Source organism: Faecalibacterium sp. Marseille-P9590 (assembly GCF_017377665.1).
In the GTDB taxonomy this organism is placed as follows: domain Bacteria; phylum Bacillota; class Clostridia; order Oscillospirales; family Ruminococcaceae; genus Faecalibacterium.
In genome coordinates this window covers 12958-32816 of record NZ_JAFREF010000005.1, presented here as the reverse complement: position 1 = coordinate 32816, position 19859 = coordinate 12958, and the positions used below count along the sequence as shown (strand labels likewise).

The 19859-nt window shown below is 59.9% G+C and carries 20 protein-coding genes; 14 read left to right on the top strand and 6 right to left on the bottom strand.

The genetic code is table 11. The features are described from left to right. Positions 1 to 42: 42 nt before the first annotated feature. The 14 genes from rpsP (at position 43) to J3349_RS07495 (ending at position 12742) form a co-directional block, all read left to right on the top strand. Positions 43 to 285 carry a 30S ribosomal protein S16 gene (rpsP, locus tag J3349_RS07560; RefSeq protein ID WP_015565585.1) on the top strand — a complete coding sequence of 81 codons (243 nt, stop codon included), beginning with the start codon at positions 43 to 45 and terminating at the stop codon, positions 283 to 285. 16 nt (positions 286 to 301) lie between these two features. Then, positions 302 to 535, top strand: coding sequence for a KH domain-containing protein (locus tag J3349_RS07555; RefSeq protein ID WP_015565586.1), 234 nt, complete (start codon positions 302 to 304; stop codon positions 533 to 535). Positions 536 to 775: 240 nt separating this feature from the next. Beyond that, positions 776 to 1312 (top strand): ribosome maturation factor RimM, encoded by a 537-nt coding sequence (gene rimM, locus J3349_RS07550; protein WP_158395059.1) that lies wholly within the window; start codon positions 776 to 778, stop codon positions 1310 to 1312. Positions 1313 to 1315: 3 nt separating this feature from the next. Continuing rightward, positions 1316 to 2551: a tRNA (guanosine(37)-N1)-methyltransferase TrmD gene (gene trmD, locus J3349_RS07545; RefSeq protein WP_158395058.1), complete on the top strand. Its 1236-nt coding sequence runs from the start codon at positions 1316 to 1318 to the stop codon at positions 2549 to 2551. A gap of 294 nt (positions 2552 to 2845) precedes the next feature. Then, on the top strand, positions 2846 to 3109 hold the full coding sequence (locus tag J3349_RS07540; protein ID WP_005920365.1) for an HPr family phosphocarrier protein: 264 nt from the start codon (positions 2846 to 2848) through the stop codon (positions 3107 to 3109). A gap of 84 nt (positions 3110 to 3193) precedes the next feature. Then, entirely contained in the window at positions 3194 to 3433 is a 240-nt protein-coding gene (locus J3349_RS07535; RefSeq protein WP_158395057.1) for a hypothetical protein, read from the top strand. Further along, positions 3433 to 5286, top strand: a complete 1854-nt coding sequence (gene uvrC, locus J3349_RS07530) for an excinuclease ABC subunit UvrC (RefSeq protein ID WP_207676974.1) — start codon at positions 3433 to 3435, stop codon at positions 5284 to 5286. The genes J3349_RS07535 and uvrC overlap by 1 nt, the downstream gene beginning before the upstream one ends. A 60-nt stretch (positions 5287 to 5346) precedes the next feature. After that, a complete protein-coding gene (locus J3349_RS07525) occupies positions 5347 to 5577 on the top strand; it encodes a DUF1653 domain-containing protein (RefSeq protein WP_207676973.1) in 231 nt (76 codons plus the stop codon). 117 nt (positions 5578 to 5694) lie between these two features. Next, positions 5695 to 7176: a C69 family dipeptidase gene (locus J3349_RS07520; RefSeq protein WP_207676972.1), complete on the top strand. Its 1482-nt coding sequence runs from the start codon at positions 5695 to 5697 to the stop codon at positions 7174 to 7176. A 292-nt stretch (positions 7177 to 7468) separates the two neighbouring features. Further along, the gene (locus J3349_RS07515; RefSeq protein ID WP_242699570.1) at positions 7469 to 8230 is read left to right on the top strand and encodes a DeoR/GlpR family DNA-binding transcription regulator; all 762 of its coding nucleotides are present in this window, start codon (positions 7469 to 7471) and stop codon (positions 8228 to 8230) included. Continuing rightward, positions 8227 to 9132 (top strand): 1-phosphofructokinase, encoded by a 906-nt coding sequence (gene pfkB / locus J3349_RS07510; protein ID WP_207676971.1) that lies wholly within the window; start codon positions 8227 to 8229, stop codon positions 9130 to 9132. The genes J3349_RS07515 and pfkB overlap by 4 nt, the downstream gene beginning before the upstream one ends. 33 nt (positions 9133 to 9165) lie before the next feature. Beyond that, positions 9166 to 11088 carry a fructose-specific PTS transporter subunit EIIC gene (locus J3349_RS07505; RefSeq protein ID WP_158395053.1) on the top strand — a complete coding sequence of 641 codons (1923 nt, stop codon included), beginning with the start codon at positions 9166 to 9168 and terminating at the stop codon, positions 11086 to 11088. Positions 11089 to 11597: 509 nt separating this feature from the next. Beyond that, the gene (locus tag J3349_RS07500) at positions 11598 to 12038 is read left to right on the top strand and encodes an Lrp/AsnC family transcriptional regulator (RefSeq protein ID WP_015565596.1); all 441 of its coding nucleotides are present in this window, start codon (positions 11598 to 11600) and stop codon (positions 12036 to 12038) included. Positions 12039 to 12175: 137 nt separating this feature from the next. Then, complete coding sequence (locus J3349_RS07495; RefSeq protein WP_158395052.1) at positions 12176 to 12742, top strand: DUF4358 domain-containing protein; 567 nt, start codon at positions 12176 to 12178, stop codon at positions 12740 to 12742. A 61-nt stretch (positions 12743 to 12803) separates the two neighbouring features. Here J3349_RS07495 and J3349_RS07490 read toward each other — a convergent pair whose 3' ends face one another. The 6 genes from J3349_RS07490 to J3349_RS07465 all read right to left on the bottom strand — a co-directional run bounded on the left by J3349_RS07490 (position 12804) and on the right by J3349_RS07465 (position 19826). After that, positions 12804 to 13952: a GDSL-type esterase/lipase family protein gene (locus J3349_RS07490; RefSeq protein WP_207676970.1), complete on the bottom strand. Its 1149-nt coding sequence runs from the start codon at positions 13950 to 13952 to the stop codon at positions 12804 to 12806. 24 nt (positions 13953 to 13976) lie between these two features. Further along, positions 13977 to 15704 (bottom strand): class I adenylate-forming enzyme family protein, encoded by a 1728-nt coding sequence (locus J3349_RS07485; protein WP_207676969.1) that lies wholly within the window; start codon positions 15702 to 15704, stop codon positions 13977 to 13979. Between the two features lie 150 nt (positions 15705 to 15854). Further along, on the bottom strand, positions 15855 to 16787 hold the full coding sequence (locus J3349_RS07480) for an ATP-binding cassette domain-containing protein (RefSeq protein ID WP_158395049.1): 933 nt from the start codon (positions 16785 to 16787) through the stop codon (positions 15855 to 15857). A 1-nt stretch (position 16788) separates the two neighbouring features. Continuing rightward, positions 16789 to 17841: an ABC transporter ATP-binding protein gene (locus J3349_RS07475; protein ID WP_149794369.1), complete on the bottom strand. Its 1053-nt coding sequence runs from the start codon at positions 17839 to 17841 to the stop codon at positions 16789 to 16791. A gap of 12 nt (positions 17842 to 17853) precedes the next feature. Then, complete coding sequence (locus J3349_RS07470; RefSeq protein ID WP_207676968.1) at positions 17854 to 18885, bottom strand: ABC transporter permease; 1032 nt, start codon at positions 18883 to 18885, stop codon at positions 17854 to 17856. Next, positions 18885 to 19826: an ABC transporter permease gene (locus J3349_RS07465; RefSeq protein ID WP_158395047.1), complete on the bottom strand. Its 942-nt coding sequence runs from the start codon at positions 19824 to 19826 to the stop codon at positions 18885 to 18887. Before J3349_RS07465 ends, J3349_RS07470 begins: the two co-directional genes overlap by 1 nt. Positions 19827 to 19859: the final 33 nt, after the last annotated feature.

Below are 19859 nucleotides of genomic sequence, written 5' to 3'. Positions count from 1 at the left end.
CCCCGTAAACCGGGGAACAAGAAATTTTTGGAGGATATTACCATGGCAGTTAAGATTCGTCTGCGCCGCGTCGGCGCCAAGAAGGCTCCCTTCTATCGTGTTGTTGTTGCTGACAGCCGCTTCCCCCGCGATGGCCGTTTCATCGAGGAGATCGGCACTTACGATCCCAACCAGGAGCCCTCTGTCGTGAGCATCGACGGCGAGAAGGCTAAGGCCTGGATCGCCAACGGCGCTCAGCCCACCGACACCGTTCGCGTGCTGCTGAAGAAGTCCAACATTCTGTAAGGTGGAGGGCTGACTCATGCAGGAGCTGTTGCTGGCAGTTGCCCGCGGCCTCGTGGAGGATAAGGACGCCGTCAAGGTCACGGTGGACGCCCCCCGTGAGGACGGCACCATCGTCTACCACCTGAGCGTGGCAGAGGGAGATATGGGCCGTGTCATCGGCAAGCAGGGCCGGATCGCAAAAGCCATTCGTGTGGTGATGCGCGCGGCTGCTGTGCGGGTCGATGAAAAGGTCCTTGTTGAGATCGACTAAGCACCCTACAGGCCCTTTGCTGTAATGGCAAAGGGCCTTTTTGATTTATGAACGGGCTTGCCCTCTCCGTCACCTTCGGTGACACCTCTCCCATAGGGAGAGGCACTGGCGTGCCGGTCAGGCCTACGCTGGACGAGGGAAGCTCTTGCTGCCGTAAACGGCAGTGCGCTGCTATCGCCGATAGCAGGCAGCTGCCGGAGGGCGCACCTACACACGAACCTATAATACAGGAGCAAATTTATGCAGCAATATCTGGAAGCAGGCAAGGTCGTCACCACCCACGGTGTGCGCGGCGAAATGAAGCTGGAGCTGTGGTGCGACGGCGTGGATTTCCTCAAAAAGACGGGCCGTCTCTACGCCTCGGCAAAGGGCGGCAAGTGCTATAATATCACCTCCATCCGCCCGCAGGGGCAGATGGCGCTGCTCCAGCTGGAGGGCGTGAACGATATGGACGCCGCCCGCGCCCTGCGGGGTCAGGTGTTCTACTTCGACCGCAGCGACGCCACCCTGCCCGAGGGCCGGTGGTATGTGGCCGACCTCATCGGCTGCGAGGTGCGGGACGCCGACACCGGAAAGGTGTACGGCGTCGTCACCAGCGTGGACCACCCCGGCGCACAGGACATTTATACGGTCAAGTCCCCCAGCGGCAAGGAATATATGTTCCCCGGTGTGGACGCCTTTCTCAAAGAGCGCAACCCGCCGGAAGGCTATATCCTCGTCACCCCCATCCCGGGCCTGCTGGACGACGATTTCGACAGTGAGCGGGAGGAGGAGTGAGCGATGGGAATGCGTGTGGACATCGTGACCCTTTTCCCTGAGATGTGCCAGCAGGTGCTGGACGCCAGCATCATCGGCCGCGCAGCCAGGCGCGGCTACATCGAGACCCACTGCCATCAGATCCGGGATTACACCCTCAACAAGCAGAAGCAGACCGACGACTACCCCTATGGCGGCGGCTGCGGTATGGTGCTCTATGCCCAGCCCATCGCCGACTGCCTGCGCGCCGTCCAGAAAGAGGTAGCGGAACAGGGACGCCCGGCCCCGCATATCGTGTTCTTGACGGCGGGCGGTCAGCGTTACACCGAAGAGCACGCCCGCAGGCTGGCCCAGTACGATAACCTGACGCTGGTCTGCGGCCACTATGAGGGCATCGACGAGCGCGTCATTGAAGCGTTTGCGGACGAAGAGATCTCGATTGGCGACTATATCCTCACCGGCGGCGAGCTGGCCAGCCTCGTGGTGGCCGACAGCGTCCTCCGCCTCAAGCCCGGCGTTCTGGCGGAGCAGAAGGGCTACGAGGAAGAGAGCTACTGGGACGGCCTGCTGGAATACCCCCAGTACACCCGCCCCGAGGTCTGGGAGGGCCGCGCTGTACCCGACGTTCTGCTGGGCGGCGACCACCAGAAGATCGACGCATGGCGGGGCGAAAAGAGCCGGGAGCGCACCCGTCTGCGCCGCCCGGAGCTGTATGAGCAGTGGTGCGAGAGCCACCCCATCACCGAGCTGCCCAAGTGGAAGCGGGGCGAGAATGTCCGCCTCGTCAAGACGGAAGAACAGTTTGCCGCTGCGGCAAAGCTGTTTGCGGAGGGACGCCGCGCCGTCTGCGCCGGAAACTGGACGGAAGAGTATTGTGCAAGCCTGACAGAAGAGGAGTTTCTCGCTCAGCTCAAGGCGGAGAAAAAAGGCGGCTGGGCCTGCTACCTGCACACGACGAAAGATGTGCCGGACGGCATGGTGAGCGTAGACCACAAGACCGGCCGCATTGAGCATCTCTTTGTGTCTGGGAATGCCCGCGGTAAGGGCATCGGCCAGAAAATGCTGGACTTCGCCCGCAAAAAGCTGGAAGAGTATGAGCATCCCCGCCTGAGCGTGCTGGACACTAACGCCCGCGCCATTGCTCTCTATCGTCGGATGGGATGGAAATTCACAGGCGAAAAAGACATGGAATTTGACCCTGCGGAATACCCTTCTGTTGTAAAGAAATGCGCGCTGCTGTGGATGCAGTACGAGGGTTGAGCGGAGTCTGCGGCAAACGTCATACTCTGCCGGATAAGCACAAAAACAGTCGGAGTGCTGACCCTCCGTCGAAAAAATGTTGAAAACTTTTGTATTACCCCGCCAACACTGGGGGAATAATTTTGTTGTATTTGTATAAAAGGTGGAAAATGCCCCCCTCATCCTTGGGAAAACCGCCAAAAATGCGTCTGGGGTCTGTACAACGGTTTCGCTTTGCGTTAAAATAATCACAACGCAACAGGCGCAAAACATAATTGCATTCCCCAGAACGATAATAGATAGGAGCGTTTTACTATGTACGTCAAAGAAGTTACCGTTGAAAATCAGGTTGGTCTGCACGCCCGTCCGGCAACCTTCTTTATTCAGAAGGCCAATGAGTTCAAGTCTTCCATCTGGGTCGAGAAGGAAGAGCGCCGCGTGAACGCTAAGAGCCTTCTGGGCGTTCTGTCTCTGGGCATCGTGGGCGGCACCACCATCCGCATCATCGCTGATGGCGCAGACGAGCAGGCTGCTGTCGATGGCCTCATCAAGCTGGTGGAGTCCGGCTTCGCAGAGTAATTCAGTTCCATTTCGTGTATGAGCGGCGGGGGTCATCCTTGCCGCTTTTTTGGTATGATGCATCAGAATAAAGGAGGCAGCCTCATGAAAGATTCGACGAAAGAAGCACTGTTCAAGTTTGGCGAGTTCTGTGATTCCGGCAAGCCGTGGTACTGCTTTTTTGGCGTCTATCTGGTGACGCTCATCGTCAACATCACCCTTCTGCTCACCTCGGAGCGGAAGCCCAAGTGGTGGAGCGTGGCCCTCGACGTGTGCGGTCTGGCGCTGGCGGCGTCGAATATTGCCAAGACCGAGATGATGCAGAAAGGCCGGCATAACACCTGATGACCAAGGCAGAACTTTACAAAAAGGCCTGTATGCTGCCGCTTCTGCCGGGTGTCTATATCATCCGGGACAAAAGCGGCACCATCATCTATATCGGCAAGGCCAAACGTCTGCGCATCCGGGTGAGCCAGTATTTCCGGGAGGGTGTGCCTCACGACAACAAGGTCAGCCAGATGATCGCCCACGCCTACGCGTTCGACGTCATCGTCTGCCAGAGCGAGTTCGAGGCGCTGGTGCTGGAAGCAAGCCAGATAAAAGCCCACACCCCGAAGTACAACATCCTGCTCAAGGACGACAAGGGCTACAGCTATATCAAGGTGACAAAGGACGAGTGGCCGCGGCTGTCGTTCACGCTGCAAAAAGAGGATGACGGCGCGGAGTATATCGGCCCTTATACCTCGAGCTTTGCGGCCCGTCAGATGGCAGAGACGGCGATGGATGCTTTTCTGCTGCCCCGGTGCAGCCGGCGCTTCCCGCAGGAAATTGGCCGGGGCCGCCCCTGCCTGAACGCCCACATCGGCAAGTGCATGGCGGTGTGCAGCGGCAAGATAAGCCGTGAAAACTACGAGCAGGCCGTCAAAAGCGCTGTCCACCTTATCCGCTACGGCAAAAAGGATATTCTGAAAACCCTCAACGAGCGGATGCTGGAAGCCTCTGACCGGCTGGAATTTGAGACAGCAGCCCTCATCCGCGACCAGATCGCCGCCATTACCAAGGTGACGGCAGGGCAGAAGGTCGTGGTTGACCCCGACGTGGAGATGGACGTGGTAGCGCTGGCGGGTACGCCCGGCAGCGTCTGCGCGGCTGTCCTCCGCTTCCGGGAGGGGCGGCTGACCGACAAACGGGAGTTTCTGTTCCACGATACTGCCGACATCGCGGCGGTGCGGGAGGAATTTCTGCCCCGGTACTACCTCGACGATGAACAGATACCGAAGGTCATCGCCGTGGATGAGCTGCCGCCGGATGTGGACGCCTTGCAACAGGCCCTCAACGAGAAGCGGGGCAGCGAGGTGCAGCTCTATGTCCCTCAGCGGGGCGATAAGGCGCACCTCGTCGAGATGGCCCACACCAACGCCGTCGAGCGGCTGGCCCGCGAGAGCGGCCGCTATGCCCGGGAGGAAAAGCTTTTGGATGAGCTGGCGCAGGTGCTGGGCCTGCCCAAGCCCCCCCGCACCATCGAGAGCTACGATATTTCCAACTGGGGCGACGGCACCAGCGTCTGCGGCATGGTGACGTTCCGGGACGGCAAGCCCTACAAGGCGGGCTACCGGAAGTTCAAGATGAAGACCGTCGCCGGGACCGATGACTACGCCTCGCTGGCGGAGACCGTCTCCCGCCGTGCGGCTGAATACGAAAAGTATTCCGAAATGGCCGCAAACGGCGAACCGAGCAGCAACTACTTCGGCCAGAAGCCTGACCTGCTGCTGATGGACGGCGGCAGGGGGCAGGTGAGCGCCGCGAAGGCCGCACTGGCCGGGACGGCACTGGCCGATGTACCCCTCTACGGCATGGTGAAGGACGACCACCACCGCACCCGCGCCATCGTGGACAGCGAAGGCCGGGAGATCGCCATCAACATGAACCGCGGGACGTTCACCTTCGTCACCGCCATTCAGGACGAGACGCACCGTTTTGCCAACGCCTACCGCAAGCAGCAGATGAAGCAGAAGAGTTATTCGTCCACCCTCACCGAGGTGCCGGGCGTCGGCCCCAAGACGGCCAAGGCCCTGATGACCCAGTTCAAGAGCGTGGGTGCCGTCAAAGAGGCCACCCCTGACCAGCTGGAGAACACCCCCGGCGTCGGGCGGCAGATGGCCCAGACCATTTACGAATATTTCCACCCGCAGGGGTGAAGCAAGTGGAAAAGTCCGGCGCAGACCAGTCTGCGGCCGGGCTTTTTGTAAGGAGTTTTTATGTACCAGTTCCAATACGACATCAAGCCGGGCCGCTACCGGCACTTCAAGGGCAACGAATATCAGGTCATCGGGATGGCCCGCCACAGCGAGACCGGAGAGGAAATGGTGGTCTACCGCCCTCTGTACGGCGAGGGTGGGCTCTGGGTGCGCCCGGCGGCTATGTGGGCCGAAGAGGTGGAGCGGGACGGCAAGCGTCAGCCGCGCTTTGCCTACATTGGTGAAATGTAAGGGCTTGCGCTCGGAGGCCAAACGCGATACAATGGGTTTTGCAGAACAAACGCGCCTGCGAAACTGTATAAATGAGCACTATACATACAAGATGTAAAATTTTGGAGGATAACAGCTATGGCTTGTACTACCATCCTTGTCGGCAAAAAAGCCTCGTATGACGGCTCTACCATGATCGCCCGGAACGACGATTCCGGCTCCGGCCACTTCACCGCGAAAAAGTTCGTTGTCGTTCAGCCGGAGGAGCACCCGGCAGTCTATAAGTCGGTCATCTCTCATGTAGAAGTTCCCCTGCCGGGCGATGCCCTGCGGATGACCGCCATGCCCAACGCCGTGGAGGGCAAGGGCATCTGGGCTGCTTCGGGCGTCAACGCCGCCAATGTCGGCATGACCGCCACCGAGACGATCACCTCCAACCCCCGCGTTCTGGGCGCAGACCCGCTGGTGGTCTACCAGCCCGCCAGAGACGGACAGCCGGAAGTCCCCGGCGGCATCGGCGAGGAAGATATTGTTTACCTCGTCCTGCCCTACATCCATTCTGCCCGCGAGGGCGTGCTCCGTCTGGGCAAGCTGCTGGAAGAGTACGGCACCTATGAGATGAACGGCATCGCTTTCCAGGATGTGGACGAGATCTGGTGGCTGGAGACCATTGGCGGCCACCACTGGATGGCCCGCCGTGTGCCGGATGACTCCTATGTGGTCATGCCGAACCAGCTGGGCATCGACGCCTTCGACCTCGACGACGCTTTCGGCGCACAGGAGAATTATCTCTGCTCTGCCGACCTGAGGGAGTTCATCCGGGACAACTACCTCGACCTCTCGCTGGATGGCCGTCTGAATCCGCGTGACGCCTTCGGCAGCCACGACGACGCCGACCACGTTTACAACACCCCCCGCGCATGGTTCATGCTCCGCCACCTCAATCCCAACACCTGGGTCTGGGACGGCCCTGCCGCTGACTACGGCCCCCGCTCGGACGACCTGCCCTGGTGCATGGTGCCGGAGCGGAAGCTGACCCCGGAGGATGTGAAGTATGTGCTGTCCTCCCACTATCAGGGGACTCCCTTCGACCCCTACGCCAGCTACGGCGACAAGAGCATGAAGGGAGCTTACCGCTCCATCGGCATCAACCGCAACGACTTCATGGCCCTCATCCAGATGCGGCCTGATGTGCCGGAAGACATCCGCGCTGTGGAGTGGATCGCCTACGCCTCCAATGCCTTCAATACCATGGTGCCGTTCTACGCCAACGTCGAGCGCACCCCGGCCTATCTGGCCTGCACCACCGGTGAAGTCTCCACCGACAGCTTCTACTGGGTGAGCCGGATGATCGCCGCCATGGCCGATGCCTCCTACGCCAAGAGCCTCATCCATGTGGAGCGGTACGAGGAGGGCGCCCTCTCCGCCAGCCGCGCACTGCTGAACCAGTACGATAAGAACATCACTTCGGCCGAGGAAAGCCAGCGCGCCGCCCTGCGGGAGGAGGCCAACACCGCCATCGCTGCCGAGCTGAAGAAGCGGGCTTCCGATACGCTGGATAAGGTCCTCTTCGAGCTGAGCAGCGGCATGAAGAACGCTTACGCCCGTTCGGACGCTTAAATCGCATCCGACCCGGAAGGAAAAATCATTTCCGGCAAAACCAAAACCGTCAAAAACGGTCAAATCAAACCACAAAACCGTCATCCGCCCCGAAGCTGACCGCTCCGGAGCGGATTTTTTGTGCTCTTTTATGGGTTGTATCCCACTTCTTGTGCAGAATGCATGATTTTGACGGAAATATTTTGGCAGATAAACTGACGGAAAGTGATTGATTTTGACGGAGTATTTGCTATAATACAGACAGAAACAGTCAAAACGATTCAAACACAAGCAGAAACGTGCAACAGGAGGGATGAAGATGTTGGCAGAGGAGCGGCTTTCCCGCATCATGAAGCTGCTGAGCCAGCAGCGCACCGCGACGGTGCAGGAACTCTGCGAGGCGCTGGATGCCAGCGAGTCCACCATCCGCCGCGATTTGAACGAGCTGGACAGGATGGGCAAGGTGAACAAGGTACACGGCGGCGCAACGCTGCCGGACAGCCAGTTCCTCGCCGACGAGCCGACGATGGCCGCAAAGGAAACGCTGGCCGTCGTCCAGAAAAAGTGCATCGCAAAGGCGGCAGCGGCCCTCATCACCGCAGAGGATTTCGTCTTTCTGGACGCCGGAAGCACCACGCTGGCGTTGGCCCGGGAGCTGAGCGGCCCGGCGCTGGACGCCCGGTATGTCACCAACGGCGTCGCTCACGCCCGTCTGCTGGCCCAGAAGGGCTGCAAGGTCTTTCTGGTGGGCGGTCTGCTGCGGCCCGAGACGGAGGCCATCATCGGCGCTGCGGCTCTCCACAGCCTGCAGCAGTACAACTTCACGAAAGCGTTCCTGGGGGCAAACGGCGTGGCGCTGGACGCAGGATTCACGACACCTGACCCCGAGGAAGCGGCTGTCAAGGCCGCGGTCGTGCGCCGGGCGAGAGAAGCCTGGTTCCTCGTGGATGACTCGAAGTTCGCCCGCATCTACCCGGCGGTCATCGCCGAGCTGTCCGGCGGCGCTATCCTGACGAATCATTGTCCGAATCCGAAATACAGACAATTCACTCTGGTAAAGGAGGCAGCAGAATGATCTATACCGTGACATTCAACCCGGCCATCGACTACGTCGTGCGGCTGGACACGCCGCTGGAAGTGGGCGAGGTGAACCGCGCCAAAGGCGAGGACTGCGTGCTGGGCGGCAAGGGCATCAACGTGTCCGGTGTGCTGGCCGAGCTGGGCTGCCGGAACACGGCGCTGGGCTTTGTGGCTGGTGAGACGGGTGCGTGGCTCGAGCGGGGTCTGGCCGCGCAGGGCATCAACACCGATTTTATCCACCTCGAGCAGGGCATGACCCGCATCAACGTCAAGATAAAGGCGGGGCAGGAGACGGAGCTGAACGGCGCAGGCCCGGACATCCCTGAGAGCGCCATGGAGCAGCTGGAAGCACAGCTCGATAAGCTGGCCGAGGGCGACATCCTCATTCTGGCGGGGAGCATCCCGTCCAGCCTGCCCCAGACCACCTACGAGCGTCTGCTGGCCCGTCTGGAAGGCCACGGTGTGCATACGGTGGTGGACGCGACCCGCGACCTGCTGGTGAATGTGCTGCAGTATCACCCCTTCCTCATCAAGCCCAATAATCATGAGCTGGGTGAGATCGTGGGCCGCACCCTTACCACCGACGCCGACATCACCGCTGCCGCCCGCACCCTGCAGGAAAAGGGCGCCCGGAACGTACTGGTGAGCATGGCCGGTGACGGTGCGCTCCTGCTGGACGAGAAGGGCGAGGTCCACCGCATCGGCACGCCCAAGGGCAAGGTGGTCAACAGCGTGGGCGCAGGCGACAGCATGGTGGCCGGTTTCGTGGCAGGCTACCTGCGCAGCGGCAGCTATCTGGAAGCCCTGCGTCTGGGTACCGCCTGCGGCAGTGCCACTGCGTTCAGCCTCGGGCTGGCAAAGAAGGAAAAAATCGACGCCCTGCTGGCGACGATTTGAGCGATAGAAGGAAACAAGGAGAGGAGACACACTATGCGAATCACGGAATTGTTCACGGCACAGTCCATCGCGCTGGACGAAGCCCAGCAGGACCGCAGCCAGATCATCGACCGTCTGGTGGAGTTGCAGGCGACCCACGGCAACATCAGAGACAAGGAAGCCTACAAAAAGGGCCTGTATGAGCGCGAGGACGAGGGCTCGACCTATGTGGATAACGGCATCACCGTCCCCCATGCCAAGTGCGACTGCGTGACCCGGCCCAGTCTGGCGGCCCTCCGCCTCAAGACCCCGGTGCAGTACAATGCCGAGGACGACGGCAAGACCGATCTGCTGTTTGCCATCGCAGCCCCTAAGAACGGCAGCCTCCACGTGGATATGCTGGCCCGTATGATGCAGATGCTCATGAACGAGGACTTCGTGGAGAAGCTGCGCACCGCCAAGACCCCGGAAGACTTCCTCGCCGCCATCGACGCGCAGGAAGAAGCCCAGTTCGGCGACGAGAGCTTCACCGACCAGGAGATCGAGCAGGCGGGCTACCGTGTGCTGGCCGTCACCGCCTGTGTCAACGGCATCGCCCACACCTACATGGCCGCTGAAGCCCTGAACAAGGCCGGTGCCAAGATGGGCGTGACCATCAAAGTCGAGACCAACGGCTCCGACGGCGCAAAGAATCTCCTGACGAAAGATGAAATTGCAAACTGCGACGGCATCATCGTGGCAGCGGAGAAGAAGATCGAGACGGCCCGCTTCGACGGCAAGCCGGTCCTCTTCACCCGCGTGGACGACGGCATCCACAAGCCTGAAGAGCTCATCCATAAGATAACCTCCGGCGAGGTGCCGGAGTTCCACGCTAAGGGCGGCGCACAGGCCTCGGAGGACGCTTCTGCCTCCGACAGCTTTGGCCGCAGCCTCTACAAGAACCTGATGAACGGCGTCTCCCATATGCTGCCCTTCGTGGTGGGCGGCGGCATCATGATAGCGCTGGCCTTCCTGCTGGACGATTACAGCATTGACCCCTCCAACTTCGGCATGAACACTCCGCTGGCCGCCTTCTTCAAGACGGTGGGTTCTGCGGCCTTCAGCTATATGCTCCCCATCCTGGCGGGCTTCATCGCCATGTCCATCGCAGACCGTCCGGGTCTGGCTGTCGGCTTCGCAGGCGGCGTGCTGGCCATGAACGGCACCAACTTCGCCGGTATCGCCGCTGGTGAGACCACCGGCATCTCCGGCGGCTTCCTGGCCGCTCTGCTGGCCGGTTTCGTGGCCGGTTATGTGGTGGAGTTCCTCAAGAAAATCACGGAGAAGCTCCCCGCCAGCCTGAACGGCATCCGTCCCATGCTCATCTACCCGCTGGGCGGCATCCTCATCGTGGGCGTGGTCATGTGCGGTATCAACCCCATCATGGGCATGATCAACACCGCCATGACCAACTGGCTGAACGCCATGGGCGGTACCTCCAAGGTCCTGCTGGGCGCGATCGTGGCCGGTATGATGAGCATCGACATGGGCGGCCCCTTCAACAAGGCGGCTTACGTCTTCGGCACCGCAGCCCTCGCCTCCGGCAACTATGAGGTCATGGCCGCTGTCATGGTGGGCGGCATGGTGCCTCCCATCGCCATCGCCCTCTCCACCACTTTCTGCCCCAAGAAGTGGACTCCCGACGAGCGCCGCAACGGCATCGTCAACTACATCATGGGCCTCTGCTTCGTCACCGAGGGCGCTATCCCTTACGCTGCCGCTGACCCGCTGCGCGTCCTGCCCAGCTGTGTCATCGGTGCAGCCCTCTCTGGTGCGCTGTCCATGACCTTTGGTTGCGCTCTCCGCGCCCCTCACGGCGGCATCTTCGTATTCCCGGTCGTTGACCACGCCGTGATGTACTGTGTGGCTCTGGCGGTCGGCAGCGTCGTGGGTGCGGTCATCCTGAGCCTGCTCAAGAAGACCCGCACCGAAGAATGATCAGGCTATCCTCCCCTTTTCAAGTATAAACAGCCAAAGGCCCCCATCCGGCATCTGCCAGATGGGGGCCTTTGGCGTGTAAGATACAGTTAAAAAGGCTCTCCCAAGGGGAGAGCCTTGGCAGAGCCATAAAAACCTGTATAAAACACAAAAACCCGCCTGGCAGCGGGTTTTTGTGTATAGAGGGGTGGGAAAGTATATAAAGTGGTGAATCGCGTGATCAGTCGGCAGCATATCGTACCCGAACACCGGGATCCCCGGCGGTACATCAGAACTTTAGTGACGCTGCCTTGCAGTATGTATTATACCCGAATTTGTTTTCTTGTCAAATGCAAAAATTTGGTTTCGCTTTAATTTAGCACTTTACTTTTTGACAAAAACTTTATATAATTAAAGACGGCAAAACGAAAACTGATTTTTGCACGGTTTGTACTATTGCTACAACAATAAAACTTTACTTTCAAAAAAATTTATGTAATGTAACATATTTCAAAAGGAGTACTTTTCCTATGGACGATTTGGACCGCAAGATTCTCGCCCTCCTCGCAAAGAACGCCCGTATGCCGGTGAAGGAGATCGCCGAAAAGGTGGCGCTGACCAGTCCCGCTGTCTCCAGCCGCATCCACAAGCTGGAAACGGACGGCATCATCAGCGGCTATACCGTGATGCTCAACCGCCCGTCTGACCGGGTCTATGTGGATGCTCTCATCAGCCTCTCGGTGGCCCCGTCCCAGCGGGACGAGCTGGTGGAGCTGATGAAGAACAGCAAAGAGGTGCTGCAGTGCTACCACGTCACGGGCGCTTACACCTTCCTCATCAAGGTGAGCTGCGGCAGTATGCCCCAGCTGGAGCATCTTATCTTACAGTTCCAGAAGCTGGGCACCACCAGCACCCAGATCATCCTCTCGACGCCCGTCAATCACGGTGACCTTGAGGCCATGATGCTGTAAGCGTTCATAGAACTGTTACACTTGTGGGTGCAATTTTCGCCCGCCGTGGGTCGTTTACCGAATAGCAGGGATAAAACATCAAATACTATCACTGCACACCGAAAACCTCACCCTGCGAACGAAAGGATAAATTGAATATGAAACGTATCATTGCTTGTCTGATGGCCGGCGTCATGCTGCTGGCTCTGGTGGGCTGCGGCGCGTCGGGCAGCTCCGGCAGCGCGTCTTCTGCCGCGAAGAAAGATTACACCCAGATCCTCCACGACGCCCGCAGCGACGAGGACAACAAGTATGAGATGATATTCACCAAAGGCGAGGACGGCAAGTTCACGGCCCAGTACGGCTACAGCGCCGAGTATGAGGCCGACCAGCTCTCCGATGAGGTGGCCAACATGATGATGCCTCTGCTGGGCCTCGAGGACGATATGTACGACGACTTCGCCGCCTCAGTGTCCGGCATGATGGTCAGCGTCTACGGCGTGGCCATCGTCAAGCCCGCCGAGGGCAAGACGCAGGACGTGGTGGATGCGATGGATGCCTATGTCCAGAGCCAGCAGAAGTCCATGGAGCATTACCTCGAAGACCAGTACCAGATCGCTTCTGCTGCCCGCGTGGCGACTGTCCCCACCGGCGAGGTGGTCATGGTCTGCTGTGAGGACAGTGACACCGTCTTTGAAAACATCAAAAAGGCTCTGGCCGCATAACGTATTGTAGGAAAAAGCCCCCGCTTCCAGCTGGAAACGGGGGCTTTGCTGTATTTGTTGATTACGGATTCTCGATGGCGTTCACGAGCTTGTTGGCGATGTACTGGTGGCCCTTGATGGTGGGATGCACGTCGAGGGTGGTCTCCGTGTTGGGGATGGCCACATAAGTCAAGTTATAAGTCTTGGCGATCTGCTTCTCAAACTTGTTCAGCTTGTTGAAGTAGCTGCGCCAGCAGGGGATGAGCGGCACAGGGTTGGTGTAGCCCACGAGGATGATCTGAGCATCCGGGTTGAGATTGCGGATCTCCTGCACGATGGAGATGAGGGCTGCGGTGGTCTTGGGGTAAGTCTCGTCGCAGATCTTGCTCATGCCGGAGAAAAGCAGGTTCCAGGTGGCGTCCCTCTCGGCCTTGGTCAGGTCCATCGCCTTGATGCTGCGGTAGATGGCGGACATGGTGGAGCCGGAACCTTCATTGCGCAGGTCGCCGGCCAGAATGGTAGCGGCCAGCTTCTCGCTCTTCCAGTTGGTGGCGTTGCCCAGAGCCACGATGCAGGGGACGAAGGCGTCGTTGGAGCCGATCTGGACGGAGACGACGTCGGCCTTGCGGATGTAGTCCTGGAACTCAGGGTAGTTGTACTCGCAGCCGGACGCCATGTTCATCTGGGGCATCTTGCCGTACCGGATCATGTCCGCGAGGTCGGGAGCCGTCAGGGCCGGCAGGCCGAGGTTGATGGCGTGGTCACGGTCGAGGCCGAGAGCTGCAGCCACCTTGCCGACATAGCAGTTGGGAGAGTAGCCCTGAAAGTTGGGAGTCATATCGACGCTGTAGCCGGAGCGCGCACTGTACTGGACATCGGCCAGGCCGACGCCGGCCACGATGCTGTCGCCCAGTGCGACGTAGGTGAGCTGCTCGTCCTTATCTTCCTCTTTGGTGTCATCGGCCTTGACCTCGGCCTCTGCAGCGGTCAAGGCCTCCTCTGCGTCGTCCGCAGAAGGGACCGGGTCAGCCTGAGCCGTCTCGGTGGCAGAAGCCGCGGCTTCCGCCGGAGTTTCGGGCTGCAGGGCAGCCTCCGGGTTCAGGGTGACGATGACATGATCATCGCTGACGGTGTCCGCAGCGGCCTCGGTCCCCTCGGCCAGCGCGGGGACGCTGAGCAGGGAGACGAGCAGCAGGGCAGAGACCGCCAGACTTGCAAAACGCTTGTTCATGGCAGAAGAGTCCTTTCATGGAAATCAATAGTCGCGGGGGGAGATGTCAGCTTCGAGCTGACGGTAATCGACCTTGCCCACAGGGGTCATAGGCATACTGGAAATAAACTTGTAGGCCACGGGCTGGACGTATTCGGGCAGCTCCTCGGCGCACATCCGCTCCAGCTCCCGTATCACCTGCTTTTTCTTGGCAGTGGTGTCGGCCTTGAGCACGATGTAGACGAAGGGCAGACGGCCCTGCACATGGTCCTTGTCGGTGCAGCCCACCACAGAGCACTGATGCACAGCGGGGTGGCGGCTGACGACATTCTCTATCATGGAGGGGAAGACTTTGAAGCCGTCGTGGCGGATGATGAGGCGCTTGATGCGGGAGTCGAGGTAGACGAAGCCGTCCTCGTCCAGATAGCCGATGTCACCGGTGTGGACCCAGATGCGGCCATCCGGGTGGCGGCGAAGGATCATGGCCGTCTCGTCAGCCTTATTGTAGTAGCCCTTCATGGTGGTGGGGCCGGAGATGCACAGCTCGCCGCGCTCACCGATGGGCAGTTCCCTGTCAGTACCCGGCTCAAAGGCGGCGATGATGGTGTTGACCATCGGGATGCCGACGCTGCCGGGCTTGTTGTCTGCGCCGGCAGCCACGGTAGCGGCAGAGGATACCTCGGTCATGCCGTAGCCCTTTGCCATCGGGTAGCGGACGCCATGGGCGGCGAGGAAGTCGTTGACGGTCTGCTCTGCGCCCCGGGCGATGGAGTCGCCGCCGGCGGCGTAGTTCAGAATGAAGGAGAGATCCTTATCCCGCAGCTTGGGGTCTGCGGCCAGCTGCTGATAGTGGGCCGGCACGCCGAACATATGCTCGGGCTTGTACTTCAGCACCAGACTGCCCAGCTTGGCCGGGTCGAGGTTGGGGATGATGATGACCGTGAAGCCCAGCACCAGCGGCAGATGGACGCCGCAGGCGTAGCCGTAGGCGATGAAGGGGGGCATGATGTTCATGAGCTTCTGGCCCCGGTGGAACAGCTTGTCGTAGGCGCGGAACTGCTGCGCCAGAGCGTTGAAACAGTTGTCGGTGAGCATGACGCCTTTAGGGGAGCCGGTGGTGCCGCCGGTGTGGACGACGACGCAGGCGTGGTCGGGGTCATAGGGCTCCGCAGCGGTGCTCTGGCCCTCGCCGCCCTTGATGAACTGCTTCCAGCGGATGACATTGGAAGCATATTTGTTCTTGTCGGGGGTGGTCAGCTTGTAACCTACGGCCATCACCGGGGGCAGAGAGTCGGCCGGAGAGAGGACGATGACCTTTTCCACGTTGGTGCGCTTTGCGGCCTGACGGCAGCGCTCGTACACGACGTTCAGGCAGACGAGAAGGTGGGAATCCACCTCCTCGATATACTCATGGATGCCCTCGACGCTGTAGCGGGGGTCCACAAGGTTCAGAGTGGCGCCGACCATGTCAGCGGCGTAGAACAGAGCGATGACCTCAGGGGTCATGACGCTGACCACCGTCACGATGTCGCCCTTTTTGACCCCGACGCCCCGCAGGGCGGCAGCAGTCTTTTTGACATTGACGATGAGGTCGGCGTAGGTGAATTTCCGGCCATAGTAGTCCAGTGCCGTATCGTTCAGATGGTTCCGGTTCCGATGGCAGACATAATCGAATGCCGAAAGGGTGGGCAGGGTCTGGTCGATGTACTTCTGAGCGTAGTATTTGAGCCAGGGTTTGGCCTGGGATGCGTAAACAGGATTCTGCGTCGTCATCAATTTCTCATTCCTTTATGTTTGTAGACCCGCGCGGGGGCCAATGTTTTGTTTCGTTTTGTTACAGAGCCACTCCTGTTATTGTAGTAGAGCAGAGAACAAAAGTCAATAAACAGAGAGGCCACAATGAGAAAAACGCAAGAAAAAAGTTTACAATTCCCGGCACCAGTCTTCGGCCTCGGAGGCGCTGCAGAGCACCCAGTGACGGGGCCGAAGCTCCCGCCACTGGGGAGCCTCCGTAGAGTAGTCATGCATGGAGGGGTCATAGACCAGCAGCTTTTTCTGCCGCTCGCGGCGGGGGCTGGGCATGGGAATGGCCGACAGCAGGCTGCGGGTATAGGGGTGGATGGCGTGAGTCACAAGCTCTTCGGCGTCGGCCAGCTCCACGATGTCGCCCTTGTGGATGACGGCGATGCGGTCGGAGATGTAGCGCATGACGGAGAGGTCATGGGCGATGAAGAGGTAGGTGATGCCGCGCTCTTTCTGCAGATGGCGCAGAAGGTTCAGGACCTGGGCGCGGATGGACATATCCAGTGCCGAGATGGGCTCGTCGGCGATGATGAATTCCGGCTCCACGATGAGAGCCCGGGCGATGCCGATGCGCTGGCGCTGGCCGCCCGAGAACTCGTGGGGGAAGCGGGACGCAAACTCGGGCAGCAGGCCCACATCCAGCAGCGCCTGACGGACTTTTTCGTCCCGCTCGGCGGCGGAGAGGTCGGGCCGGACGTTCATCAGGCCCTCGCCTACGATGTAGCTCACCTTGGCGCGCTCGTTCAGGGAGGACTGGGGGTCCTGGAATATCATCTGAATTTCCTTGATGACCTGCTTGTCCAGCGCGTGGGAGATCTTGCCGTTTATCTTCTGGCCCTTATAGAACACCTCGCCGCCCGAGGTGGGCAGGATGCGCATGATAGCCCGGCCGATGGTGGTCTTGCCCGAGCCGGACTCGCCCACCAGACCGAAGGTCTCGCCTTTATAGATGGTGAAGTTTGCGTTCTTGACGGCCTTGTAAGCCTTGCGGCCGGAGCCGTAGGTCACTTCGAGGTTTTTTACCTCGACCAGAACTTCGCGTTCGTCGGCCATGTTATTTGCCCTCCTCTTGCAGCATCCGCACAGCGGCGGGCGGTTCTATCTTGGGTGCGCGGGGGTCGAGAAGCCACGTCTTGGCCCGGTGGGTCGTGCTGACATCAAAATAAGGGGGACGCTTGACGAAGTCGATCTTCAGCGCCAAAGGGTTGCGGGGCGCGAAAGCGTCGCCGTGAATTTCCGTGAAGAGGTTCGGGGGCGTACCCTGAATGTTGAACAGGTCTTCGCCCTTCACGCCCATCTGGGGCATACTGGACAGCAGCGCCCAGGTGTAGGGGTGGCGGGGGTCGTAGTAAATTTCGTCCGAAGTGCCGATCTCCACGATGTCGCCGGCATACATGACGGCCACACGGTCAGCGATGTTGGCCACGACGCCGAGGTCATGGGTGATGAGGATGATGGTGAGGTTATATTTGACCCGCATCTCCTTCAGCAGCTCGAGGATCTGGGCCTGAATGGTCACGTCCAGAGCCGTCGTGGGCTCATCGCAGATAAGGATCTGCGGGTTGCAGGCCACAGCGATGGCGATGACGACGCGCTGGCGCATACCGCCCGAGAACTCGTGGGGATACTGCTTGAAGCGCACTTCCGGGTCGGCGATGCCGACATCCCGCAGGTACTCGAGGGTCTTCTCCCTGGCGGCAGCGCCCTTGAGGCCCTGATGGAGCTCCACGGCCTCCATGATCTGGTCGCCGATGGTCTTCAGAGGGTTCAGGCTGGTCATGGGGTCCTGCATGATCATGGCGATCTCGTGGCCGCGGACTTTCAGCCAGTCCTTCTCCTTTTTCAACTCGGAGAGCCGGATGGGCTGGTGGTCGTCGGCACCGAAGTAGTCGATGGTGCCGGAAGTGATGGAGCCGTTGGAGTCCAGCAGGCCCATGAAGGACTTGGTGAACACGCTCTTGCCTGAGCCGGACTCGCCCACGATGGCGAGGACTTCGCCGTGGTAGACATCGAGGTCGATGCCCCGGATGGCGTGGAGGATCTTTCCACGCAGATTGAATTTGATGTTGAGATCCCGCACAGAGAGGATCAGTTCATTCTTTTTCATGCCTGTTCCTCCTTACTGCAGATGGTTCTTGGGGTCGGCTGCGTCAGAGAAGGCGTTGCCGATGAGGTAGAACGCGATGGTGACGAAGCTGAGGATGATGGTGGGGTAGAGCAGCTGATAGCGCAGGCCGACCTGCATCATGACCTTGCGGCCATCGTTGATGAGGTTGCCCAGAGAAGGCACCTCGACAGAGAGGCCGAGGCCGATGTAGGTGATAAAGACCTCGCTGCCGATGGCGGCGGGGATGGTCAGGGCCATGCGGAGCATGATGACCGACACGAGGTAGGGCAGCAGGTTGCGCACCACGATGCGGGAGGTGGGGGTGCCGATGCAGCGGGATGCCACGTTGTAGTCACGGTCACGGATGATGAGGATCTGGTTGCGGATAAAACGCGCCATGGCGATCCAGCCCGTGATGGACATGCCAAGGATCAGCGTCTGGACGCTGGGGCTGGCGACGTAGGAAATAAGGATCAGGATGATGGTGGAAGGCACGTTGTCGCAGATGTTGTACAGCTCGGTGAAGAAGAAGTCCAGCTGACGGACATAGCCCCAGAGCACACCCACCGTGATGCCCACTACGGCCTCGATGAGGGCCACGAAGAAAGCGATGGTCAGGCTGGTGCGGGCGCCGGCCCAGATGCGGGCCCAGAGGTCCTGGCCGATGGCGTTGGAACCCCAGATGAAGCCCTTTTCACCGGGGGCGATGTTGCGGTACTGGATGCCGGTGACGGGGTCCACGGCGCAGAGGTTGGGGTCTACCTGACCGGGCAGGTAGGGCTGCAAAAATGCAAACGCCACCACGGCGATGAGGGCGACGAGCAGCAGCACGGCCACGCGGTTCTTGAAGAAGGCGCGGAAGGTGCTGCCCCAGTAGCTGTAGTTGGAGTAGGACGTGGCCTCGGCCCGCTCTTCGCTGAACCCGGCGGGGGTGAACAGCTCTTCTTCGGGCAGTTTTGCCCATGCGGCGGGGCCGTCCGCCTGTAACTTATCCAGCTCTGCCTCGAGCTGGTGTGCTTTTTCATCTTTCATACGGAAAAGCATTATCGGCCACCTTCTTTCTTGCCAAAGCTGATGCGGGGGTCAATGAGCACCATGAGCAGGTCGCCCAGAATAAGGCCGATGATGCCCACGCAGGCGTAGAGCAGAACGATGCCCTGCACCATCGTGTTGTCGTGGCGCTGGACACAGGTGACCAGCAGGCCGCCCATGCCCGGGATGCTGTAGAGGCTCTCGATGTAGATAGAGCCGACCACAGTGTTCAGGAAGGCGGAGGGAATATACTGCACCAGCGGCACCATTGCGTTGCGGAAGATGTGGCGCAGGGCGATGTTGTTTTCACTCACGCCCTTGGCACGGGCAAGGCGGACATAGTCCTTGTTGCTCTCGTCCACCATGTACCGGCGCAGCCACATGGCGTAGAACGCCACGTTGCCCAGACTCATGGAGCAGACGGGCAGCACCCAGTATTTCCAGTTGGAGGCGTCGAAGAGCAGGCCCACGTTCAGCGCGGTGGTGCCGTACATCTGGATGTACAGATAATACACTGCCGCAGGCACAGCCTGGATGAGGACGATGATGGCCGTGCCGATCTTATCGGGCCAGCGGCTCTTGAAGCGGCCCATGAACAGGCCCATCGGGATGCCGATGACAAGGCTCAGCAGCATGGCGTACACGCCCATCTGGATGGAGATGGGCAGCTTCTTAGCGAGGATGCTGGTGACGGAGGCGTTGACCTTATAGATGTGGCTCACGCCGAGGTCGCCGTGGAGCATATTGACCCAGAAGCGGCCGATCTGCACCGGCAGCGGGTCCAGCAGGCCCATGGACTGTAAGCCGGCCTGTATCTGGGCCTCGGTCATTTTTTCGTAGTTAGCAAAATAGCCTTCCACCGGCATCAGCCGCAAAAGGCAGAAAACGAGCGTGACGATAATAAACAGGGTCAGTATCGAGCGCCCGATGCGTTTCGCCAGATATTTGAGCATATCTGTGCGCACCCCTCTCTTTTATAAAATGAA

Coding starts and splice junctions, on each gene's coding strand:
- J3349_RS07515 (WP_242699570.1), top strand. CDS start 7,469: ATGAAGATGTTGGCAGAGGAGCGGCTTTCCCGCATCATGAAGCTGCTG.
- rimM (WP_158395059.1), top strand. CDS start 776: ATGCAGCAATATCTGGAAGCAGGCAAGGTCGTCACCACCCACGGTGTG.
- J3349_RS07540 (WP_005920365.1), top strand. CDS start 2,846: ATGTACGTCAAAGAAGTTACCGTTGAAAATCAGGTTGGTCTGCACGCC.
- J3349_RS07470 (WP_207676968.1), bottom strand. CDS start 18,885: ATGCTTTTCCGTATGAAAGATGAAAAAGCACACCAGCTCGAGGCAGAG.
- trmD (WP_158395058.1), top strand. CDS start 1,316: ATGGGAATGCGTGTGGACATCGTGACCCTTTTCCCTGAGATGTGCCAG.
- J3349_RS07505 (WP_158395053.1), top strand. CDS start 9,166: ATGCGAATCACGGAATTGTTCACGGCACAGTCCATCGCGCTGGACGAA.
- J3349_RS07520 (WP_207676972.1), top strand. CDS start 5,695: ATGGCTTGTACTACCATCCTTGTCGGCAAAAAAGCCTCGTATGACGGC.
- uvrC (WP_207676974.1), top strand. CDS start 3,433: ATGACCAAGGCAGAACTTTACAAAAAGGCCTGTATGCTGCCGCTTCTG.
- J3349_RS07500 (WP_015565596.1), top strand. CDS start 11,598: ATGGACGATTTGGACCGCAAGATTCTCGCCCTCCTCGCAAAGAACGCC.
- J3349_RS07475 (WP_149794369.1), bottom strand. CDS start 17,841: ATGAAAAAGAATGAACTGATCCTCTCTGTGCGGGATCTCAACATCAAA.
- J3349_RS07485 (WP_207676969.1), bottom strand. CDS start 15,704: ATGACGACGCAGAATCCTGTTTACGCATCCCAGGCCAAACCCTGGCTC.
- pfkB (WP_207676971.1), top strand. CDS start 8,227: ATGATCTATACCGTGACATTCAACCCGGCCATCGACTACGTCGTGCGG.
- J3349_RS07535 (WP_158395057.1), top strand. CDS start 3,194: ATGAAAGATTCGACGAAAGAAGCACTGTTCAAGTTTGGCGAGTTCTGT.
- J3349_RS07555 (WP_015565586.1), top strand. CDS start 302: ATGCAGGAGCTGTTGCTGGCAGTTGCCCGCGGCCTCGTGGAGGATAAG.
- J3349_RS07525 (WP_207676973.1), top strand. CDS start 5,347: ATGTACCAGTTCCAATACGACATCAAGCCGGGCCGCTACCGGCACTTC.
- J3349_RS07495 (WP_158395052.1), top strand. CDS start 12,176: ATGAAACGTATCATTGCTTGTCTGATGGCCGGCGTCATGCTGCTGGCT.
- rpsP (WP_015565585.1), top strand. CDS start 43: ATGGCAGTTAAGATTCGTCTGCGCCGCGTCGGCGCCAAGAAGGCTCCC.
- J3349_RS07465 (WP_158395047.1), bottom strand. CDS start 19,826: ATGCTCAAATATCTGGCGAAACGCATCGGGCGCTCGATACTGACCCTG.
- J3349_RS07480 (WP_158395049.1), bottom strand. CDS start 16,787: ATGGCCGACGAACGCGAAGTTCTGGTCGAGGTAAAAAACCTCGAAGTG.
- J3349_RS07490 (WP_207676970.1), bottom strand. CDS start 13,952: ATGAACAAGCGTTTTGCAAGTCTGGCGGTCTCTGCCCTGCTGCTCGTC.